This is a genomic window from Actinocorallia aurea, from assembly GCF_054783995.1.
On record NZ_BAAGPQ010000024.1, the window covers coordinates 197,023 to 213,146 of the forward strand.

Here is a 16,124-nt window from a genome sequence, read left to right on the forward strand (position 1 = left end):
GGGTTCCCCAAACTCGGGATTTAACGGGGTGATTCCTGACACTTCGTCAGGCAACCGTCAAGTTACTCCTAAGTACTTACTTGCGGCAACCCGGGTGGATGTCCCTCCATGCATGTTGATCAGCGAAAACAGTCCACGGAGGAGTCTGGTCGGGCTCTATGGTCTAGACCAATCACTTCTGACTCGCCTCACGTAAGGGCAAACCGGGCCCGGGGGGTGACGGCGTGATCCCGGTGCGCGAAGATGCTCTTGGAAAAGTGGAGGTGCCACCTTGGCCGGCGACGTACGGATCACCGTCACGCGCACTCTGAGCAAGGAACAGCAGCTGCGGCGCGCACGGCTGATCCAGGCCGCCCACGAACTGGCGAGCGAGGGCGGCTACCCTGCGGTGACGATGCACGACGTGGCCGACCGCGCGGGCGTCGCGAGGGCGACGGTCTACCGGTACTTCTCGTCCAAGGACCACCTGCTGACCGAGGTCGCCGCGGACTGGGCCCGGGTCATCGAGGACGTGGGCGGGTCCCTGGCCGCCGGCGATCCCGTCGAGCGGCTGAGCGCCCTGCTGGAGGCGCTGGTCGCGATCGCCTCCGACAACCTCCAGCTGACCTCGGCGATCGTGCAGGCCGCCACGTCCCTGGACTCCGGCGTCGACGACGCGCGGGGCGAGTTGTTCCGCTACATCCGCGACCGCTTCGGCGGTGCGATCGACCCCGACCACGCGATCGAAGAGGTGGCGGGGGTCCCGGTCGAGGACGTCGAGGTGGTGATCGGGCACCTTGTGCTGTCGGCCCTCATCGGTCTGACCACCCTGGCCCGCCCGCGCGAAGAGGTGAGCTCCATGGTCCGCACCGCGGCGAAGCTGATCATGGGAGGGCTCTGACCGGGCTCGCGGACCCCTCTTTTATCACCTGACTGACAAACCGCCCGGTTGTTTTGTCCGCCACTGTGGTGCGCGGCTGCGTACGCCCCGGTAACTTGCCATCCGCAACAGAACGGAAAAACCGGCGGCACCCCCGGGAGGTGAGGCGATGTCCATCACGCTGGACGGCCCGTCGCACAGGACGTTCCCGCAGCTTCCCGGTGACTGGAACGCGTTCTTCACCCCCTTCATCGGCGACGTCGCCGACCAGATGATCGAGGAGATCAAGGCGGGGGTCCCGGAGTTCGCCCGGATGGAACCCGCCTACGTCACCAACATCCGGACCGCCGTCGAGGGCGCGCTCCAGCACTTCGTCCAGCTCATCACCGACCCCGACGCCTCCCTCGACAAGCTCACCGAGGTCTTCCGCTACATCGGCTGGGGCGAGGCGCGCGTCGGCCGGAGCCTGGACGACCTCCAGATCGCCATGCGGATCGGCGCCCGCGTCGCGCTGCGCCGGATCACCCTGGAGTCCGAGCGGCACGACCTGCCGCGCTCGTCGCTCGGCGACCTCGCCGAGGCGATCCTGCTCTTCCTCGACGAACTCGCCGCCGCCGCGTCGGCCGGCTACCACACCGCGAGCGAACAGGTCGCGGGCGAGCAGACCCGGCGCAGGCGCCGCCTGCTGGACATGCTGCTGTCGGACCAGACCCCCTCGCCGTCGGCGATCGCCGAGGCGGCCCGCGACGCCGGATGGCGCCCGCCCAAGGCCGTCGCGGCGGTGGCCCTGCGTGAGCGGCGCACTGAGGAGTACCTCCAGCCCGCGCTGCCCGCCGACGTCCTCATGGACCTCAACCGGCACGAGCCGTGCCTCATCGTGCCCGACCCCGACGGCCCCGGCCGCAGGCAGGCTCTGGAGAAGGCGCTGCGCGACTGGTCGGCGGCGATCGGCCCGACCGTGGAGCTCGCCGACCTCGGCAACTCGCTGCGCTGGGCGCGCGAGGTCCTGGCGCTGGCGCACCGCGGCGTGGTGCCCGACGACGGCCTCATCCGGTGCGTCGACCACCTGCCGAGCCTCGTCGTCTTCAAGGACGAGGACCTCGTCTGGACGGTCGCCCGCGCGCGGCTCGCGCCGCTGCTCGACATCCGCGCCCGGCACCGCGACAGGCTGGCCCGCACCCTGCTGGCCTGCCTCCAGAACGGGTTCAACGCCACCGAGGTCGCCGCGCGCCTGCACGTCCACCCGCAGACCGTCAGGTACCGCCTGCACCAGTTGGAAGAGCTGTTCGGCGAGCAGCTGTACGACCCGGAGGCCCGGATGGCCTTCGAGATGTCGCTCCGCGTCTGGCTGACCCTGCACGCCGAAGGCCGCGAGTCCTAGCTGCCGGCGATCCTCGGCCTGCGGGGAGTTCTGGCCTGCCGGAATCTCCGCCTGCGAGAGATCCGGCCTGCGAGGGCTCTAGCCTTCGGCGGGGACCTCGACGACGCGCAGGTCCTCGTCCAGGACGACGAGGTCGGCCCGCCTGCCGGGGACCAGGGCGCCGCGGTCGGCGAGGCCCAGCACCCCGGCGGGGACCGCCGAGGCGTAGCGCGACGCGGTCTCGATGGGGATGCCCACGTCCTTGACGGCCCTGCGCAGCGCCGCGTCCATGGTCAGGGTGCTGCCCGCGAGGCTGCCGCCCTCGGCGAGCCGCGCGGTGCCGCTCTCGACCCGCACCCGCATGGCGCCGAGCAGGTACTCGCCGTCGCCCATGCCGGTCGCGTCGATGGCGTCGGTGATGAGGGCGAGCCTGCCGGGCGCGAGCCGGTCGACCATCCGGACGATCGCCGGGTCGAGGTGGATGCCGTCGTTGATGACCTCGAGGACCACCCCGGCGCGCTCGGCGGCGGCCACGACCGCGCCCGGCTCGCGGTGGTGCAGCCCGCGCATCCCGTTGAAGGCGTGGGTGATGAGCGACGCGCCCGCCGCGAAGGCGGCCTTGGCCTGGGCGTACGTGGCGTCGGTGTGCCCGACGGCCGCGACGACGCCGCGCGAGACGAGTTCGCGGACGAGGTCGAGGCCGTCCTCGCCGGTCTCGGCGTTCACCAGTTCCGGCGCGACGGTCATCTGCCGGATGGTGCCGCGCCCGGCGTCCAGGAGCAGCCGGAGTTCGGCGAGGCTCGGCGGCCGCAGCGCGGTGGGGTCCTGCGCGCCGCAGTGGGCGTGCGCGAGGAACGGGCCCTCGAAGTGGCAGCCCGCGACCAGGCCCTCCTCGGTGAGGTCGGCGATCCAGCCCGCCGCCTCGGCGAGGTGCGTGAGCGGCGCGGTGACGAGGCTGACCAGCGTCGTGGTGGTGCCGTGGGCGCGGTGGAAGGCGACGGCCTCGCGGATCGCGGCCTCGGACGTCATGGCCGAGTGCCCGCCGCCGCCGTGCACGTGCAGGTCGACGAATCCGGGCAGCAGCCAGTTCCCGGCGAGGTCGTGTCCACGCCGGTCCCCGGTGCCGACCCCGGTGATGCGGCCGTGCTCGGCCTCCAGCCAGCCGCGGCCGATGACGCCGGTCGGGGTGACGATCCTGGCGTTGGTGTAGACGGTCATTTCACCCGCGTAAAGAAGCGTTCGATGGTCATCTTGTACCCGTTGACGGAGAAGCCCGACTTGAGGGTGAGGGATTTGCCCGCGCAGGTGAACGACGACTTCACCGGGGCGATGCTCTCCTGCCCGCTGCCGCGGTAGGTGGTGCGGAGCTTCCAGGTGCGCTCGGCGCCGATGTTCGGCACGGTGGCCTTGTACCGGCCCGTCGCGCCTCCCTCGGCGCTCTTGGGCTTCACCTTGACGGTCCCCGACGAGGAGCCGGTGACGGTCGCCTCGAAGGACAGCTTCTTGTCGTACTTCGTCCAGGCGGACCAGTGGATGCCCTCGACGTGGCCGGACGCGGTCTCCTTGGCCGACCTGGTGAAGTCGTAGTCCACCGTCTTGCGGGTGATGGTGAGCTTCACGCCGGCCCCGCCGTGCACCTCGCTCAGCGCGTCGTCGGAGACCGCGGTGCCGTTCTCGCCGGTCTGCTTCCAGGTGCCGAGGACGCAGGCCTTGCGCGCGCCGGGGTCGCCGGGCGCGGCCGAGGCGGCCTGGGCGGGGACGGCGACGCACAGGCCGACGACGGCGGCGAGCGCCGTGCGTGATGCGACCACTGAGACCACGGGGAACTCCTCGCTCGGGGCAGGCGCCCAATTTATAGCGGACGGGCCGGACACGGCAGTCGAAACGGATGAACGCCGCGTGAGCGCCGTCCTGGCGGAAGGCGTCCCGCGGGAAGTGCGGACGAGAACCTAGGAGACGCGGCTGAAGACGCGCTTGACCGTCGTCTTCTCGGCTCCGTAGGTGATGGTCGACTTCAGCGTCAGCTTCTTGCCCGCACAGGTGAACGACGCCTTGGCGGGGGCCACCGACTCCGAGCCTCCACCGCGGATGTTCTCGGCGAGCCGCCAGGTCAGGGGCTCGCCCTCGGTCGGGCTGGTGATGCGCGACGTGCCGGTCGCGCCGCCCTTGACGGACTTGGGCTTGGCCGCCATGGTGCCGGCGTCGGCGCCCTTGACCGTCGCGGTGAAGGTGAGCTTGCCCTTGTACTGGGTCCAGCCCTTCCACTTCGTGCCGGTCGCGGTGATCGAGGCGATCTCCCGCGCCGAGCCGCCGAAGTCGTAGGCGAGCGACTTCCGCTTGACGGTCAGCTTGACGCCCTTGGCGCCGCTGGTCTTCTGGCGGTAGTTCACGCCGACGGTGTCGGACGTGTACGAGGTCTGCTTCCACTTGCCGAGCACGCAGGCCGCGGGTGCGGCGGCGGCGGGCGCGGGGGTGCCCGCGAGCACGCCCGCGCCGAGGGCGGCGGCGAGCGCTGCGGCCCGCGCCTTCCGGTTTCCGATGACGAACAAGACGTCCTCCCACCTTCGAAGCTGCCCCAACCTACCGATCTCGGCCTTCTCGCCGATACCGGGTCTCCGAAACCGGCGTCGCCTAAGGTCAGCGGCACAGGCGGGCGGCCAAGGGCAGCACCTTGCTCGACGCGCCCACCTCGACCGTGTAGCAGCCGTGCGGGGTCTTCCATCCGCCCTTCCTGACAGACCCGCCCTTCCAGACAGAAAGCGCGCGCTTGTCGAGCGTGAAGGTGACGCGGCGGGACCGGCCGGGGTTCAGCTTGATCCGGGTGAAGCCCTTGAGCTGGCGCGGCGGCTCGCCCGCGGTCGGCGGGAACGTCAGGTAGAGCTGCGGGACCGCTGTGCCCGCGCGCTCGCCGGTGTTGGTGACGGTCACCTGGACGCGTCCGCCGGTCACCTTGATGCCGCTGTACTTGAACGTCGTGTACGTCAGGCCGTGGCCGAAGGGGTACGCGACGGGTGTCTTGCGCGTGTTGACGCGGCGGTAGCCGACCTGGAGCCCTTCGGTGTACCTGACGGTCCCGCCCTTGGCCGCCTTGACGTCCGCGACGGGGAAGGTGACGGGAAGCCGTCCGCCCGGCTCCGCGTCGCCGTACAGGACGCGGGCCACGGCGGCTCCGCCGCGCTCGCCCGGGTACCAGGCCTCGACGACGGCCGCGGCCTTGCCGCGCCAGGGGGTGAGCACGGGCCCGCCGGTCTGGAGCAGCACGACGGTGTTGGGGTTGGCCGCGGTGACGGCCCGCACGAGCGCGTCCTGGTCCTCCCGCTCGGGCGCGCCGCACGCCAGCCTCAGGCACTTGAGGTCCTCGGCCTCTTCGCGCTGGTCGGCGACGACGACCACGGCGACCTGCGCCGCCCGTGCCGCCGCGACGGCCTGGCCGAGGTTCGATCCGTCGGCGTAGGCGACGGGCCCGCCCGCGCGCGCTTGGAGGCCCTCAAGGACGGTGACGGGGTCGCGCGGGGTGACCCGGGAGGACCCGATGCCGCTGACGTACTCGTTCGCGGACGAGCCGATGACAGCGAGGCCGGTGCCTTCCGCGAGCGGTAGGACGCCGTTGTTCTTCAGCAGGGTGATGCCGTTCTCGGCGACGGACCGCGCGACCGCGTCGTGGGCGCCCACGTCGATGGTCTGCGGCTGGTCGGGGTAGGCCGTGCGGTCGAAGACGCCGTGCGCGAAGAGGGTGCGCAGGTAGTTCCGGACGCGGGCGTCGATCTGCCCGCGGGTGATCTTCCCGTCGCGCAGGGCGTCGGTCAGCCTGTCCCGGCTGTAGATGAGCCCGACGGGCATCTCCACGTCCATGCCGCCCCGAACGGACGCGACGGTGTTCTTCGCGCCGACCAGCCAGTCGGAGGCGACGAAGCCCTGGAAGCCCCAGTTCCCGCGCAGGACCTTGCCGAGGAACGTCCCGTTCGCGCAGGACGGCGTGCCGTTGACCTTGTTGTAGCCGCACATGACGGCGGCGGCGTCGGCGCCGCGGACCGCCTTCTCGAAGGGCGGGAGGTAGATCTCGCGCATGGCCCGGGCGCCGACGACCGCGTTCATGAGGTAGCGGTCGGTCTCCTGGTTGTTGGCGGGGTAGTGCTTCACCATCGCCATGACGCCGCGCCGCTGGGCCGCCTCGATCCAGGAGGCGCCGAGTTCGGCGGTGAGGTAAGGGTCCTCGCCGTATGCCTCGTAGGAGCGGCCCGCGTTGGGGAGCCGCATGATGTCCAGGGCGGGGCCGAGGATGATGTCGTTGCCTTTGCGCCGGCCTTCGTCGCCGACGAGCGCGCCGTAGCGGGCGGCGTCGGCGCGGGAGAAGGTGGCGCCGAGGGCGAGGGGCGCGGGCATCGCGGTGCCCTCGCCCTGCCGGATGCCCGCGGGGCCGCCACCCGCCATGCGCACCGTCGGGACACCGAGCCGGGCGATCCCCTCGATGGTCCCCTCGTGCGCGGTGGCCTGGGTCTCGGTCTGGAGCGGGCCGAGCGCGTCGTCACCGGCCATCATCGCGATCTTCTCGTTCAGCGTCATCGCCTTGAGCAGGAGGCGGGCGCGCGCGTCGGGCTTGAGGTCCCGGTCGCACCAGGGGCGCGCGGAGACGCTGCCGCAGGCTCCCGGCGCGGCGGCGGACGAGCCGGCGACCGCCACGAGGGGAACTCCGAGAAGGACGGCGAATGCCAAGGCTGCGCTTCGGGAAATCACAAGCGGTCATTATGTCCAGCCAATTCCAGGCGATGGAATCGGCATTTCGTAACGAATCAGGCATCTTCCGTGGTGACCCGGACTGACTTGCCTTGTTACCGGGGGTATCGAAGGCACTTGGGGGACGATGGGTGCCGGACCAGTGACTTTCGGTGAACGGAACGGGGTCCGCGAACGCGACGAGCCGGGGGTGGGTGGACCCGGGTGGACTTCGGGTGGACCCGGTGGACTTCGGGTGGACAAGGACGTGCGGTGGAGGAGATGTCGTCTGGCGCGGTCGGGGTCCAGGTGGTCGAGCGCAATCCCGTCCTGCGGCTGGGGGTGGCCGCCCTGCTGCGCGACGCGCCCGGGATCGAGGTGGTCGAGGAGGGCGCCGCCGTGGCGGTCGCGGGGATCGACGGGCCGCGCGGCATCGCCGAGGTGGAGCGCCTGTCCGCCGCGCACAAGGTCGTGGTGCTCGCCCCGGAGGACAGCCCGGCGCTGCTGGTCAGGGCGCTGCGGGCGGGCGCGCACGCGGTGCTGGCGCACGGCCACTTCGGCGCGGCCGAGCTGGCCGAGGCGGTGGCCGCCGCGGCGCGCTCCCATGGCTACCTGTCGCCGCCGGTGGCCACGGCCCTGGTCGAGTGGCTGCACGGGGGCTCGCCGGAGGCCCCCGGGCGCACGCGCGGCTTCGGCCACAGCCTGACGCCGCGGGAGGCCGAGGTCATGGAACTGATAGCCCGCGGCTGGACGAATCGGAAAATCGCCAATGAGCTCTACATATCCGAGAAGACGGTAAAGAACCACGTTCATCAGATCTACCGCCGACTCAAGGCCGACGACCGCGAGCACGCCGTCGCGCGGTGGCGGGTCCTAGGACCGGCCCGTTCGTGAAACGGGACCCGATTCTTCCGCGCGGCATGTGCCGGATGAAAGACGCTACACACGGCAACAAGCTGATTACGGAGGAGACTCTATGAAAGGTCCCGGCATACGGGTCCTGTCGGTGTTCGCACTGACCGCGGGCCTCGTGGCCCTCCCGACGGCCGCGCAGGCCGCGGGCCCGCGGATCGACCTGAAGGTCCTCGTGGTGACCGACGGGTCGAGCCCGTCGGTCGCGGCGATGGTCGCCCAGCTCGACAGCGAGGGCGTCCCCTACGACCTCGTCGACCTGAGCGCGGCTGGCCGCCCCGCCATCACCAAGGCGTTCCTCCAGGACACCGTCGGCGGCGCGGCACGGGCCAAGTACCAGGGCGTCGTCCTGCCGAACGCCGCACCGTTCTCCGACGCCGCCGAGATGACCGCGCTCGCCGAGTTCGAGAAGCAGTTCGGCATCAGGCAGATCAGCTCGTACGTGTACCCCACCCCCGACGTAGGCCTCGACTACCCCACGAGCGCCGGACCGGTCGACGGGACCACCGCGGAGCTGACGGCGAGCGCCAAGGCGGGGGCCTTCCGCTACCTCAAGGGCTCCGTGCCGTTCGAGGACCTCGCGGCCGGCATCCCCGAGACGTACGCCTACCCCGCCACGCCGCTCCCCGACGCGGCAGGAGCGCACTTCGAGCCTTACCTCACCTCCGGCGGCAAGACCCTCGCCGGGGTGTTCACGAGCGGCGCCAGGTCCCAGATGGTGCTGACGTTCAGCGCCAACCAGTACCAGAGCCAGTTCCGGGCCCTGGGCCACGGCCTGGTCACCTGGCTCACCAAGGGCGTCCACCTCGGCATCAACCGGCAGTACTTCAGCGTCCACGTCGACGACGTCTTCGCGCGCGACTCCCGGTGGAGCGCCGACCAGAACTGCACCCCCGGCGAGAACTGCGCCGACCCCGCGATCACCACCCCCGACATCCGGATGTCCCCCGACGACGTCACCTACGCCGTCAACTGGCAGGCGCAGCGCGCGTTCCCCCTCGACATGTACTACAACGGCGGCCCGAGCAAGCAGATCGTGGCGGACGAGGGCGGCGACGGCCTCCTGACCGCGTTCAAGGCGCAGCGCGCCAGATTCCGCTGGGCCAACCACACGCTCGACCACACCTACCTCGGCTGCGAGCAGGACTTCACGGTCAGCCCGTGGGCGTGCAAGAAGGACGCCCAGGGCAAGACGGTATGGCAGACCCGCGCCTACCTGAAGGCGCAGATCGCCGACAACCGCACCTGGGCCTCCCAGCAGGGCTTCGCGATCCAGCCCGACGAACTGGTGACCGGCGAGCACTCCGGCCTCAAGATCGTCCCGCAGCAGCCGGAGGACAACCCCAACCTCCCCCTCGCCGCCGCCGACACCGGCGTGAAGTGGCTCGGCTCGGACGCTTCCCGCGACTTCGAGCAGCGCCCCGTCGGCGCCGCCCTGACCGTCCCGCGGTACCCGATGGCCAACTACTTCAACGTCGGCACCGCCGCGGAGATGACCGACGAGTACAACTGGATCTACACCTCCCGGGCCGACGGCGGCAGCGGGATCTGCGAGGACAACCCGCAGATCATGACCTGCATCCGGCCCCTCGACCCCGCGACGGGCTACCAGCAGCACATCCTGCCGCTGGACGCGCGGATCACCCTCACGCACATCATGCGCAACGACCCGCGCCCGCACTACGTGCACCAGTCGAACCTCGCCGAGGAGCGCATCCTCTACCCGCTGCTCGACAAGGTCCTCGCCGACTACGCCGCACTGTTCGACGCAGGCAGCCCGCTGGTCAACCAGCGGATGCGCGACAACGGCGCGGAGATGAAGCGCCAGGCCGCCTGGCGGGCCGCGGGCAGGCAGGTGACCGCCTACCTCCAGGACGGCAAGGTCAGGATCTCCGGCGCGCCCTCCGGCGTCCAGGTGCCCGTCACGGTGCCCGAGAACACCAGGACCGGGCTGCTGAACCTCGTCGTCTTCGGCGAGAAGTACGCGGGTGAGCGCTCGGCCTACCAGTCGGGTTCCGTGACCCTCACCGTGGGTGCGACGACGGTATGAAGATCACCCTTGTCACCGAGGGCACCTACCCGCACTCGTTCGGCGGGGTGAGCGTGTGGTGCGACCAGCTCGTGCGCGGCATGCCCGAGCACGACTTCCGCGTCGTCGCGCTCACCGGAACCGGGCTGGAGAAGCGGGTGTGGGATCCGCCCGCGCACGTCCGCGTCGAGCCCTTCCCGCTGTGGGGCCCGTCCCCGCGCGGCAGAAAGCCGACCGGCAGGTCCGCCCGCGCCTTCGCCGAGGCCTTCCGCGCCCTGCTGTCCCTGACGGCGCGGGGCGCCGAGGCGCCGGGCGGCGGCGACGGACGGTCCGGCGACGCCGACGAGACCGCCGAGTTCGACAGGGTCCTGCGGGCCCTGTTCGACCTCGGTCCCGGACTCGTCGCCGCCCTGGGTGACGAGGGTCCCGTCGTCTGGCTGATGGAGGAGTGGGCGCGCAAGGCCCTGCCCGAAGGGATCCGCCCGAGCGTGCACGACGCGCTCTCGGCCGTCTCCCTTCTGGACCACGCCCTGCGCCCGCTCGCCCTTCCCCAGCCGAAGGACGACCTGACGCACGTCGTGTCCAACGGCGTCGCCGTCCTGCCCGCCCTCGCCGCGAAGTGGGCGCACGGGACGCCCATCTGCCTCACCGAGCACGGCATCTACCTCCGGGAGCGCTACCTCGGGTACGCCCGCGGCTACACCTGGCCGGTGAAGGCGCTCATGCTCAGGTTCCTGCGGCTGCTGTGCGCCGAGGGCTACCGGGCGGCCGACCTCATCACCCCGGGCAACCGCTACAACCAGCGGTGGGAGGTGCGCTGCGGAGCCCGCGCCGAGTCCATCCGGACGATCTACAACGGGGTGGACCCCGCGGTGTTCCCGCCGGCCGGGCCGGAGCCCGCCGTGCCCACCCTGAGCTGGGCGGGGCGGATCGACCCGATCAAGGATCTGGAGACGCTCATCCGGGCGTTCGCCCTGGTCCGCGCGGAGGTCCCCGACGCCGTCCTGCGGCTGTTCGGGGGCGGCGACGCCGGGTACCGCGCGAAGTGCGAGGCGCTCGCGGCCAAGCTCGGCACGGCCGACGCGGTCGCCTTCGAAGGCCGGGTGGAGAACATCCGCGACGCGTACGCGGCGGGGACCGTGGTGATGCTCTCCAGCATCTCCGAGGGCTTCCCCTACACCCTGATCGAGGCGATGACCTGCGGCAGGCCCACGGTCTCCACCGACGTGGGCGGCGTGGCCGAGGCGGTCGGGCCGGACTCCCGGGGGCGGGAGTGCGGGCTGGTCGTCCCGCCGCGCGATCCGGAGGCGATGGCCGAGGCCGCCATCGGGCTCCTGCGCGACCGGGCGGCGCGCAGGCGCATGGGGGAGGCGGCCCGGAGCCGGGCGCTGGAGGACTTCACCGTCGACCAGGCGGTCGCCTCCTTCCGGACGGTCTACCGGGAACTGGCGCGGACCTCTCCCGACGGTGTCCGGCCGCCCGCCGCGCGAGAGCCGGTGGGCGCATGACGGAAGTCCTCACCTGCTTCGACGACCTGGGCGACGACCTGCCGGACGGCCTCGTCCCCGACGAGACGGAACTGCCCGAGGGCCTTCCGGGTCTGCTGGCCTCCGCCGTGGACCCGCTGGAGGTGACCGCGGCGCTGGAGGCCGAAGGCTTCGGCGACAGGGCGGCCCACCGATACGGATTCGACGACGTGTTCACCCTTGCGCAACGCCTCTACGACACCTCGGTGCGACGGCCCCCTCGGCCGATCGCCCACGACAACCCGTGGGCCGCCGAAGGACCCCTGTGGAAGACGGCCCTGCGGTACCTCCTGCGCGGGGTGCTGTTCGGGCTTCCCGGCCTCGGCTATGTCGCGGCGGGGCCGCTGCTCGGGCAGCGCTCGGGAGGCCTCGTCCTCACCCTCTCGCTCGTCCTGTGCTGGCCCGTCTCGCAGGGAGTGGCGGCCATCGCCTACTCCCGCACGGACGGGGCGCGCAGGCGGATCCTGGCCCTGGGCATCCTGATCGGCACCCCGCTGCTGTCCCTCGTGGCGGCGGCCCTGGGGCTGGCGGTCGGGTCGGGACCGGCGATCATCGCCGTCGCCTGCGCCCAGAGCTTCTACCTGCTGGCGGCGACGGCCGCGCTCGTCATGGGCGCGGAGGTGAGGCTGCTGGCCTGCCTTCTGCCGGGCAGCGCGGTGACCCTGGCCGGGCTCGCCTGGCAGTTCCAGGTGTTCGGCTGGGCGCTCACCGGGCTGTCCGTGGCGGCCCTGGCCGCCGAGCGGACCCGCGGCGGGGACGATCCCGGCGTGAGCTGGGTGATGGTCTCCAGGGCCGCGCCCTACGCGGCGTTCGGCCTGCTCGCGGGCGGCCTGCTCACCTTCACGATCGTCGCGGCGTACGGCGGTTACGGGGCGCCCGCCCCGGCGACCAGCGCCGCCATGGTCGCGCTGTCCGTGGCGATGGGCCCCGCCGAATGGCTGCTGACGGCGTTCCGGGCGCGCGGCCACGGGCTGCTGCACACCTCCGAGACCCCGCACGGCTTCGCGGCGAGCGCGCGGGCCGCGTTCGGCGACCTCCTCGCCCGGTTCCTCCTGGTCCTGGCGCTGCTGCTGGGCACCGCCATCGGGATCTCCGGGCCCACGTCGGGGGAGGGGCGGGTCTTCGTGTGCTTCCTGCTCCTCGGCGGCGCCCTGGTCGTCGCGCTGATCCTCCAGTCGTTCGGCCGCACCGCGGCCCCGGTCGGGCTGTGCGCGGGCGCGCTGCTCGCCGAGACCGCGGTCCTGATGACCGCCGCGCCCGACCCGGGCGCGGTCCAGCTCCACGGCGCCGTCCTGCTCTTCGCGGCGCTGCTCGCCTACGCCGTCGTGGTGCTCGGGCGCGCCACGACGCACCGGTGAGACCCCTCAGATGACGCACTTCAAGAACACGAACTTCAAAGACGAAGGACGGAACATGCAGAACCTGGTCGCGGTGACGGGAGCCGACGGCTTCATCGGCTCCCATCTCGTGGAGTTCCTCGTGGCGCGCGGCCACCGGGTGCGCGCGATGGCCCAGTACAACTCCCAGGGCTCCTGGGGCTGGCTCGACACCCTTTCCCCGGACGTCCTCGGCAGCGTCGAGGTCCAGCTCGGCGACGTGCGGGACCCCGGATCCGTCGGCGCCCTGGTGGACGGCGCCGACGCGGTGTGCCACCTCGCCGCGCTGATCGCGATCCCGTACTCCTACCGGGCGCCGCGCAGCTACGTCGACACCAACGTGACGGGCACGCTCAACGTGCTGGAGGCCGTCAAGGAGCACCGGACGCCCCGCATGGTGCACACCTCCACCAGCGAGACCTACGGGACGGCCAGGACCGTCCCCATCGCCGAGACCCACCCGATCCAGACGCAGTCCCCGTATGCGGCGTCCAAGGCCGCCGCCGACAAGCTGGTCGAGAGCTACCACGCCAGCTTCGGGTTGCCGGTCGTGACGCTGCGGCCGTTCAACACCTTCGGCCCCCGCCAGTCGGCGCGCGCGTTCATCCCGACCGTGATCTCCCAGATCGCCGCGGGGATGAGCGAGATCAAGGTCGGCGCGCTCACCCCGACCCGCGACTTCACCTACGTGCGGGACACCGCCGCGGCCTTCCACGCCGCGGTGAGCACCCCGGGGATCGAGGGCGAGGTGTTCAACGCGGGCGTCGGCGGCGAGATCTCCATGGGCGATCTCGCCGCGACGATCGCCGAGGCCATGGGCCGGCCCGAGGTCGGGTTCGTCAGCGAGGCGGAGCGGATGCGGCCGGACGCCTCGGAGGTGATGCGGCTGGTCTGCGACTCGACCCGGCTGCGCGAGGCCACCGGCTGGGCCCCCGAGCACACCCTGCGGGACGGCCTCGCCGAGACCGCCGCGTGGCTCACCGGGAACCTCGACCGGTACCGCCCCGGCGTCTATGCGCTCTGACGGCTCCTCCTCCGCGACCGAACTTCCCGAAAGGCATCCCATGCACGCTGTCATCCTCGCCGGGGGCAAGGGCGTCCGCCTGCGGCCGTACACGACGACCCTGCCGAAGCCGCTCGTCCCGATCGGCGACCGGTACTCCATCCTGGAGATCGTCCTGCACCAGCTCGCCGCGCAGGGCTTCGCCTCCGTCACCCTCGCCATCGGCCACCTCGGCCACCTGATCCGCTCCTACGTCGGCGACGGGGCCCGCTGGGGCCTGGACATCGACTACGCGCCCGAGGACTCGCCGCTCGGCACGATCGGCCCGCTGCTGGCCATGCCGAGTCTTCCCGAGGACTTCCTGGTGATGAACGGCGACATCCTCACCGACCTCTGCTACGGCGAGCTGCTCGCCACCCACCGCGCGGCAGGGGCGCACCTGTCGGTGGCGACCTACCGGCGCGAGGTCAAGATCGACTTCGGGGTGCTCACCACCACCGGCGGCAAGATCACCGAGTTCGCCGAGAAGCCCTGCTACGACTACCGCGTCAGCATGGGCGTCTACGCGCTCAACCGCGGGGTCCTCGACCGGTACACCCCCGGCCTCCCGCTCGGCTTCGACGAACTCGTCCTCGACCAGCTCGCGGCGGGCCAGAGCCCCCTCGACTACGCCTTCGAGGGCTACTGGCTCGACATCGGCCGGCCCGACGACTACGACCGGGCGAACGCCGAGTTCGACGCGCTGCGCCCGGCCCTGCTCGGGAGCCGCGGATGAGGCGGATGCTGCTGCTCGGCGCCACGGGATTCCTCGGCAGGCACGTGGCTGAACGCGCCTCCGGCTGGGAGGTGATCACCACGTCCCGCGCTGAGGACGCCGCCGACGTGAAGCTCGACCCGACCCACGACGGCCTCCGGGACCTCGTCCGGAAGCTGCGGCCCAGCTCGGTCGTCAACTGCGCGGGGTCGGTCTCCGGATCGCCCGCGGAACTCGTCTCGGGGAACGTCACCCTGGTGTCGGCCGTCGTCGAGGCGGTCCGGGCCGAAGGCGGCAGGCTCGTCCACGTCGGGTCGGCCGCCGAGTACGGACGCGTCACCGAGGGCGTGCCCGTCACCGAGGCGACCGCGCCCAGGCCCGTCGGCGCCTACGGGATGACCAAGCTCGCCGGGACGGAACTGGCGCTCAGCGTGCCGGGCTCGGTCGTGCTGCGGGTGTTCAACCCGATCGGGCCGGGCGCGCCCCGCGCGTCCCTGCTCGGCGGCGTCGCCGGGCAGCTCGCCGAAGGCGCCTCGGAGGTGCGCACCGGGCCGCTCGGCGCGGTCCGCGACTACGTCGACGTGCGGGACGTCGCCGACGCGGTCCTGGCCGCCGCCGCCCGCGCCGCCACCGGCATCCTCAACGTCGGCAGCGGCACCGCGACGGTCTCCCGCGACCTGGTGCGCTCCCTGCTCGCCCTCGTGCCCGGCCGCACCCTCGCCGAGGACGGCGACGGCTCGGCCAGGTCGGCCGCCGTGCCCTGGCAGCGCGCCGACCTCGGCACCACCACGGCCGCACTCGGCTGGACCCCCGTGACGCCCCTGGCGACCGCCGTCAGGGACCTCTGGGAGAGCCCTTGCTGAGCAGGCGCAACATGCTGTGCGCGATGTCGGCGGCGGCCGTGCCGCCGCCGGCTCGCGCCGTCTCACCGCGCGTGATCGTCCCCGCCTACTTCGCGCCGCACGTGCGGCCCGGCCTGTGGGAGCGGATCGCCGACGCGCGGCTGCGCTGCGTCGTGCTCAACATCGCCAACGGCCCCGGCACCGCGCTCGACCCGGTCTTCGCCCGCGCCACCGACCGGATCGCCGCGCGGCGCGGGACCATCGCGGCGTACGTGGACGTCTCCTACGGCCGCCGCGACACCGCGCTCGTCCTGGCCGACCTGCGGCGCTACCGGCGCTGGTACGGCGTCTCCGACGTCTTCTTCGACCAGGTCCCGGCGGGCGTCGACGGCCTCGCCTACATGCACCGCGTCACCGGCGAGGCCCGGGACGCCGGGGCCGGGCTCGTCGTGTTCAACCACGGCACCCACCCCGACCCGGCCTACCTCGCCCTCGCCGACGTCCTCGTCACCTTCGAGGGCCCCGTCACCGCCTACCCGGCGGCCGAGCCCCCCGCCTGGACCCTCCTCGCCGATCCGGGCCGCTTCTGCCATCTCGTGTACGCCTGCCGCCCCGAGGACCTGGAGGTCGTCACGGCCCTTGCCCGCCGCCGGAACACCGGCGTCCTCTTCATCACCGACCGCGCCGGTGCCAACCCCTACGACGGCCTGCCGTCCTACTTCGAACGGCTCATCGGCGGCTGACCGCCGA

The 16,124-nt window shown here is 72.1% G+C and carries 14 protein-coding genes; 10 read left to right on the forward strand and 4 right to left on the reverse strand.

Annotation, left to right across the window (positions count from 1 at the left end; translation table 11 throughout):
- Nucleotides 1-271 precede the first annotated feature (271 nt).
- Nucleotides 272-880, forward strand: a complete 609-nt coding sequence (locus tag ACYVOM_RS27940) for a TetR/AcrR family transcriptional regulator (RefSeq protein WP_460306499.1) — start codon at nucleotides 272-274, stop codon at nucleotides 878-880.
- Between the two features lie 148 nt (nucleotides 881-1,028).
- Nucleotides 1,029-2,240, forward strand: coding sequence for a PucR family transcriptional regulator (locus tag ACYVOM_RS27945; protein ID WP_460306500.1), 1,212 nt, complete (start codon nucleotides 1,029-1,031; stop codon nucleotides 2,238-2,240).
- Nucleotides 2,241-2,318: 78 nt separating this feature from the next.
- Here ACYVOM_RS27945 and nagA read toward each other — a convergent pair whose 3' ends face one another.
- From nagA to ACYVOM_RS27965, 4 genes are all read right to left on the reverse strand, one after another.
- Nucleotides 2,319-3,437, reverse strand: a complete 1,119-nt coding sequence (gene nagA / locus ACYVOM_RS27950; protein ID WP_460306501.1) for an N-acetylglucosamine-6-phosphate deacetylase — start codon at nucleotides 3,435-3,437, stop codon at nucleotides 2,319-2,321.
- Nucleotides 3,434-4,039 (reverse strand): hypothetical protein, encoded by a 606-nt coding sequence (locus tag ACYVOM_RS27955; protein ID WP_460306502.1) that lies wholly within the window; start codon nucleotides 4,037-4,039, stop codon nucleotides 3,434-3,436. The genes nagA and ACYVOM_RS27955 overlap by 4 nt, the downstream gene beginning before the upstream one ends.
- A 129-nt stretch (nucleotides 4,040-4,168) precedes the next feature.
- Nucleotides 4,169-4,768, reverse strand: a complete 600-nt coding sequence (locus tag ACYVOM_RS27960; RefSeq protein ID WP_460306503.1) for a hypothetical protein — start codon at nucleotides 4,766-4,768, stop codon at nucleotides 4,169-4,171.
- 88 nt (nucleotides 4,769-4,856) lie between these two features.
- Entirely contained in the window at nucleotides 4,857-6,899 is a 2,043-nt protein-coding gene (locus ACYVOM_RS27965; RefSeq protein ID WP_460306504.1) for a beta-glucosidase family protein, read from the reverse strand.
- Nucleotides 6,900-7,214: 315 nt separating this feature from the next.
- On the opposite strand from ACYVOM_RS27965, the gene ACYVOM_RS27970 reads away from it, so the two are divergent.
- The 8 genes from ACYVOM_RS27970 to ACYVOM_RS28005 all read left to right on the forward strand — a co-directional run bounded on the left by ACYVOM_RS27970 (nucleotide 7,215) and on the right by ACYVOM_RS28005 (nucleotide 16,117).
- Nucleotides 7,215-7,826 carry a LuxR C-terminal-related transcriptional regulator gene (locus ACYVOM_RS27970; RefSeq protein ID WP_460306611.1) on the forward strand — a complete coding sequence of 204 codons (612 nt, stop codon included), beginning with the start codon at nucleotides 7,215-7,217 and terminating at the stop codon, nucleotides 7,824-7,826.
- An 82-nt stretch (nucleotides 7,827-7,908) separates the two neighbouring features.
- The gene (locus ACYVOM_RS27975; protein WP_460306505.1) at nucleotides 7,909-9,894 is read left to right on the forward strand and encodes a hypothetical protein; all 1,986 of its coding nucleotides are present in this window, start codon (nucleotides 7,909-7,911) and stop codon (nucleotides 9,892-9,894) included.
- Entirely contained in the window at nucleotides 9,891-11,381 is a 1,491-nt protein-coding gene (gene pelF / locus ACYVOM_RS27980; protein ID WP_460306506.1) for a GT4 family glycosyltransferase PelF, read from the forward strand. The genes ACYVOM_RS27975 and pelF overlap by 4 nt, the downstream gene beginning before the upstream one ends.
- On the forward strand, nucleotides 11,378-12,757 hold the full coding sequence (locus ACYVOM_RS27985) for a hypothetical protein (protein ID WP_460306507.1): 1,380 nt from the start codon (nucleotides 11,378-11,380) through the stop codon (nucleotides 12,755-12,757). The genes pelF and ACYVOM_RS27985 overlap by 4 nt, the downstream gene beginning before the upstream one ends.
- A 10-nt stretch (nucleotides 12,758-12,767) precedes the next feature.
- Nucleotides 12,768-13,799, forward strand: coding sequence for an SDR family NAD(P)-dependent oxidoreductase (locus ACYVOM_RS27990; RefSeq protein ID WP_460306508.1), 1,032 nt, complete (start codon nucleotides 12,768-12,770; stop codon nucleotides 13,797-13,799).
- A gap of 40 nt (nucleotides 13,800-13,839) precedes the next feature.
- Complete coding sequence (locus tag ACYVOM_RS27995; RefSeq protein ID WP_460306509.1) at nucleotides 13,840-14,553, forward strand: sugar phosphate nucleotidyltransferase; 714 nt, start codon at nucleotides 13,840-13,842, stop codon at nucleotides 14,551-14,553.
- Nucleotides 14,550-15,395: an NAD-dependent epimerase/dehydratase family protein gene (locus tag ACYVOM_RS28000; RefSeq protein WP_460306510.1), complete on the forward strand. Its 846-nt coding sequence runs from the start codon at nucleotides 14,550-14,552 to the stop codon at nucleotides 15,393-15,395. The genes ACYVOM_RS27995 and ACYVOM_RS28000 overlap by 4 nt, the downstream gene beginning before the upstream one ends.
- Nucleotides 15,389-16,117: a spherulation-specific family 4 protein gene (locus tag ACYVOM_RS28005; RefSeq protein ID WP_460306511.1), complete on the forward strand. Its 729-nt coding sequence runs from the start codon at nucleotides 15,389-15,391 to the stop codon at nucleotides 16,115-16,117. The genes ACYVOM_RS28000 and ACYVOM_RS28005 overlap by 7 nt, the downstream gene beginning before the upstream one ends.
- Nucleotides 16,118-16,124 lie beyond the last annotated feature (7 nt).